This window comes from Gemmiger formicilis, assembly GCF_016901605.1.
GTDB classification, from domain to species: domain Bacteria; phylum Bacillota; class Clostridia; order Oscillospirales; family Ruminococcaceae; genus Gemmiger; species Gemmiger formicilis_B.
The window spans coordinates 1-5912 of sequence record NZ_JACJKP010000178.1 but is presented as its reverse complement, the minus strand read 5'-3'; the positions used below and the strand labels follow the sequence as shown (position 1 = coordinate 5912).

General features: G+C 54.5%; 1 protein-coding gene and 1 pseudogene. Both read right to left on the bottom strand.

Annotated elements, in window-relative coordinates; genetic code table 11:
- Positions 1-5489 (bottom strand): SpaA isopeptide-forming pilin-related protein (locus H6B10_RS12085; RefSeq protein ID WP_275951079.1); only part of this gene is annotated, 5489 nt, incomplete at its 3' end.
- Positions 5490-5545: 56 nt separating this feature from the next.
- Positions 5546-5905: pseudogene (locus H6B10_RS12080) on the bottom strand (hypothetical protein); the annotation flags it as partial.
- Positions 5906-5912 lie beyond the last annotated feature (7 nt).

The following is a 5912-nucleotide window of genomic DNA, read 5'->3' as shown; positions in this document are numbered from 1 at the left end:
AAGGTCTGCTCAAGTTCCACTACGGGCGTACTGCTGCCGGCATAGATGAAGGCCAGCTCCTGGTCGGATGCGTCGAGGTAGTATCCTTCCGGTGCGCGCAGCTCACGAAGCAGATAGCGTCCGCTGTTGGCAGTGGTGTTTTCAGGAATCTGCACGTTGCTCATGCCATAGTAGAGCCCCCGCAGCGGCAGATCGCAGGTGAACGTGGTGCGCCCTTCGGAGTCGGTAGGAGCCGAGGTTGCGATCAGATCCCCTGCATGGAACAGCAGCTCGCCAGAACCATTGTAGATATCATCCACCGTATACAGGTTGTAGACAGCACCGGCAACCAATGCATCCGTTTTGACGTCGCGCTTGCAGACGGTGAGTTCCGTTTTGACCCTCTCGTTGTAGAACTTGAGGACCTGCGCCTCTACCTGTTCGGCGGTGGCCTCATCTGCGTTGATAACCTCAAAGGTATCCGTGGATGCATTGCCTTCCTCATCGGTAGAGGTAATGCTCTGAGCCATAACTACACTGTTGGTTTGGACATCCCACGAAAATACCACATCGTAGCTCTGCTTGGTGCCAACATAACCATACGGCGCATTGGTTTCCTCAATGTGGTAACTGCCAAGAGGCAGCGTCACTGTCACTTCGCCTACGGTTCCATCGTGGACAATCGAAAGGAAATCATAGGTGGAATTGGTGCGGCCGGGTGCGAATGTAACGATATCGCTGGTACCGTCACCCGTCTGTACAACTGCAACTACATCGCCTTTGGCATACCAAAGGGTACGGTTACCGTCGGCATCGACCTGATGGTCCTGGGTGTAAATATCCTCATTGGCTGTGATGGTATATTCGGCGTAAGGGATGGGCCGATCCTCGTAAACAAAGTGGCCGGGCCACGCTTCTCCGCTATACTGCGGGTCAACCTGGTCGCTGCTTTCTTCTTCCCAGCCGGTCAGGACTTCACCCGTTTTACGGATTGTCAGCCGGCCCAAGGTCTCATGGTTGATGTACTCCTGGGTAAGGATATACTCATCCATGTCGTTGACAGCATTGCCAACCACTTCCCACACCGAGTCGGAAGAGATCTCAAACTCCACCGAATACTGCTCATCGTTGAAGAAGCCGTTGGGGGCTTCCAGCTCCACGACCTCATATCGGCCCAGGGGCAGTTTTTCGGGGGTTTTCATGCGGCCCTCGCTGTCGGTATAGAACACGTTGGTTTTCTCGGTCGGATCACCGCTGCTGGGATCGACCATGGACAGGCGCTCTTTGGTTCCATCCTCATGCAGCATATAGATGGCGAAAGAGGTGTTGGCCAGCTTGACTGCCTTGCCGGTCTCGGCATCCACCTTGACCAGTTTCAGATAACCTTCCATTTCCTCATCGAGGATGTTATAAGTCAGGTAGCTGTTGCTGGGCTCGGTCACACTTCCGTTGGGCTGGCACATGACGCTCTGCGGAGTAGTGCTGTCCACCGTAAAGCCAAAGGGATCGCATTGGAACACATCTTTCGGGATGGTGGACTCCACGACAAGATACTGCCCATAGGGAAGACCAGTCACTCGGAACACACCTTCCTCGTTGGTAAAGATTTCTTCGAGACGGTACTCATTGGTCGTGCCGGTGGGCACCCAGCCGAGACCGCTCCCGTTGGCATTGTCGCCTGCTTCTGTCAGAGTCGCATTGTAGACATACACCAGATCGGTGTCGCTCTCAAACATCCGCGCTACGGCCTGACTCTCCTGACTGAAATCATATTTGAGGGTTTCGTTATCGTAATTGTCCTTGCGGTAGGCGTCCAGCACGCTCTGGATGTTGTAGCTACCGTCCGGGTTGCGGGTAAACTGATCCGCCTTGCTCAGATCAGGGATGCGGTAAATGGTGAAGCCCGCGCCTTCCAGTTTGGGAGCGGGGCTGCCCGGACCGGTGGTGCTCACCAGCTTGCGCAGCTCAAAACCGCCCTTCAGCACTGCATCCAGGCTGTGCTCACTCTCACGGATCACATACCCGGACTCATCGCCATAGGACAGGGTCTGATAGTGATTGACCTCATCGCAGAGGTACCCTTCGGCGTAGCTCAGGTAGTAGCCATCGTAGGTTTTGCTGCCGTCCAGCGCACGGCCCTCTGCCACAGCGGAATATAGATTCTTATAGATATAGTCGGTATACTCACCATCGGACTGTTCCAGGGGAGAATACTGGCCGGTCGGCTCCAGCTCACGGTTCAGTTCCGGGTACTGTCCGGTGATGTAGAACTTGCTGTTGGTATCCACCGGCAGGACAATACCAGTAGCGCGTTCAACCAGATAATACCGACCAAGATAAAGGTTTCCGAACACCAGCTTCCCATCCTTGATCTCGGCGCTGGCCACCAGATGGTCTTTGGCAAGAATGGGAAGATAACTCTCATCCCAGCCACTATTGGTACGCACAGTGGTATGCCAGATAGGCTTACCACTACTGTCCACAATCTTGCTGTAATCAACCACCCCGGTCACACCGTCTGGATGGAGAATATCCGCAGCCGCGTAAAGATCGTACACGGCCCCTTCGATGCTGGCTTCACCGTGAGGTGCGGTACCGGATACTGCAGAGCTGCTGGCACTGCGGGGTGTATTCTGTCGCAGCTGATCCAGATCTGATTTCGTCAGAATAATCTCGCCCAAAACGCGATCATTCCGGAAGTTGCCATCCTTCGGAGTCATCGTGTAGCTGTCCTCGTTGTTTGCGAGGCCGGTGCTGTCGGTCTTATAGACACGGGTAGCATCTTTCTTTTCATCGCTGATCGTCACAGTGGCTTCCACACCGCCGGAGGTCAGCAATTTTGTGCCGCCAGTGTATTCGAAGGCGATGTCGGCATTGTAATCTGTATTGTCCAACCAGATTACGCTACCGTCGTTGGCTTTGGTGATTTCGATATAGTAGCCCCGCTTGCCCAAAGGAGTACCTGCGGTGCCGGGATGTTCCACATCCGTCCAATCGCCGTAATAGCCAGAGGGGGCACGGGTTTCCACAATAAGGAATCGTCCTTCATTGCGCTGCGTGTAATACATTGTCCGGCTTTTGATTGGGTCACCGGCAGCATACGCTGATCCGTTTGCGACAGAGTAAGTTCCATCCTCATTGCGGACAACAGTGTACTGATTGTACCCACCATACGGGATATACTTCTGCGTCACGGTGTCCCATTCATAGACCTCGTAAGCAGCGTCGGCAGCAATCTGTTGGCCAGTTTCGCTGTCCACCTTTTTCAGGTTGATCTGAAGTGACCACTCATCGTTCTTCATAATGTAGTCGTTGGAACTGTCAGCAGGCACGGTGATGGTCTGGTGGCTGCCAAGACTGCCATTGAATTCCTCGAAACCATACGGGATCTCCACTTCATCGTAGGAGAAGCGAATCGACGCCAGCTCAGCACGGGCGGTTGCAATAGCTGCATCCACTATGCCTTGCGCTTCGTTCTGCAACTGCGAAATAGCGGCGTTTTTGGCTGCATCCGCAGCGGCATCCGCCTCGGCTTGGCTGCTGTAGGGGCCTTCCTGGCCGCTAAGCGTAGTTGTGCTGGTCTTGCTGACCTCATAGTGCACCGACCAGGTTACTGTACCGTCGCCGCCGTTGTTCTGATAGCTGTCATCGTTTGTGTGGCCGGAAGTGGTAATAGTCTGCGCACCGGCGGGGCTCATCTGCCAGCTGCCACCGTCGATACTGCCGCTCGTTTTGGATGGCGTCACAGTGATCTTGGCACCATCTACCTTCTCGCCGGTTTCCAGCTGCTGTTTATCGGCGTTGATCGTGAAGGTCACGTCAAAGCTTCCGCTGGCGGACTGCGCAGGGGCCACCCAGTTTGCGGAATAGTATTCGGAGTCGGGTACGTCCGGGATATCCGTACCGCCACCCTCCTCCGAAATTTCTTCGCCTACAATGGCAATGACCTGCCAGGCATACCCGGCAGGCGGGTTATAGATATAGGTATAGTATCCGTTTTCGCCAGAGTAAGTAGCGGCCTTGCTATCAGTTCCCTGCTCGGACAGCTCCTGGGCAGAAGCACGATAGGTTTGGGCGGCCAAGCTATTCGGATAGTTGGCCATGATCCACAGCTGAACGTCATCGTAGTAGCGATATGCTGTGTCTGCAGCGTTTTCACTCTCCAAACCGTAAGTAGCTGCCGTCGTTCCGCTGTGCTTTTCTTCCAGCAGGTTCAGCGAAAGCTGCCCCAGCCCGCCCCATATATTGATCTGGTTCGCATAGTGGTTACCGGGCGTATATTGACCGGGTTCCAGCCGCGACACATACGAAAAACTATAAGTTGGGCAACCCGTGGGCTGGCCATTCAGACCATGGCTGCAGCAGTAAGCCTCAACGCCGTTAAACCAAACCAGCCACGTTCCACCTTCGAAGCTGATCGAGGTGATCTTACCGGTGGTAAACGGGGGTGTGGGTCCGGCAGCATAGGTGCCGGCTACGGCATTCGCCGCGGTTTTCGTGGTTGCTTTGCTCTCGCCCAATTTCACCTGCAGGGTCTTGCTCAGTTCAGTGCCATCCTGCGCACTGTAGCGAAACTCCACCGAAAAGTCATGGTCGGCTTTCACATAGAAACCGGAGGCAAAAGCAGAAGTTTCTTTGTAGCCGGTCTTGGTAATGGATTCGATTTCATCTGCATCTGCCGGTTGGCCCTCAAAGTCCATGAGAACCACGTTCTCCGGCAGGAGAATCTCCGATGTGCTCCCATTGGCAGGGTATTCGACCTGTACCATCAAGGGAACGATGGCATATTCTTCTCCAGGTTCCCGGCCCACTGTAATGATCAGGTCATCTGCGTGCAGTGCTTCAGCATCGATATGCGCATCCACACCGTCGTACAAGTCTGTTACCCATTCCGAAACGGAAATACGAGTCTGACCAGTGGCAATGGGAAGCCCCATGCTGCCGATGTAGCTTCCGGTGGGTGCATCCGGCAGATCGTCGTAAAGCATCTCAGTGATTTCGCCCAGATCCGGTTCCCCACCCGCTCCGGTAGCAACCGGGTTTTCCATTGCGGCGTAGGTGGCTGCAAGAATGGCTGCCCACACGGCATAGGCGTCTTGCACACGGTCATCACTGCGTTCTGCTTCCGGGATCTGGTTATACAGATCCTCTGCTTCATACAGCGGTGCGCAGGCTTCTTCCTGCGCAGCAATGGCATCATTGAGCTTGGACTCCAGCACGGCGTTGTCCAGGTCAGCCATCCATGCCTGATGCGCCAGCCCCCAGGCGTTGCTGGCTGCCACCATGCTGTCACGATTCATCGCCGCAACAGCGTCCACAAACGCCTGAGCTTGTTCGCTCAGCGCTCCTTCCGCTGCTGTTTCTGCGGTTTCAGAAGTTGCCGTTGTGGTTTCTTGCGAGGGGGTGGATTCTGCAAATGCCAGAGAGCCGCTCAGATTGCTGAACAGCAAAACTCCTGCCAACAGCAGTGCCATCCCCCGTTTCCAGAGTTTAATAAAATGATTCGGCATAACTGTCTCCTTTATTACAAATGCATCTTGGGTTACCGCTCCTGTTGCCTTTTCGGTTTAGGTCGTGCAGGGACTTCCGGCGCATCCGCAGGTCGCCCTATTTCCGGGATAAAACCATCCAAACGGTTCGGAACAAAATCCGAGAGCCACGTGCCGCCGAAAGTTGCATGGGTTTGTATCCGCCACATGGCAAGTTTTCCGACGTCCAGTTTCACGCCCTCAAAGGGATAGAGCAGACAGGTCAGGCCGTCATACTCGAAGGAGGAGATATTCTGAAACTTGGTGCCATCCTTAAGAATGCCGTTTTCGGTAAACATCTCATTGATACCGTCCAGCCATTCCTGCAGATCGCCACCACAGCCTTGCAAGATCAATCCTTCGCTGTCATTCATGCGGCGCAGACTATCAGTTGAAATCGCGTGA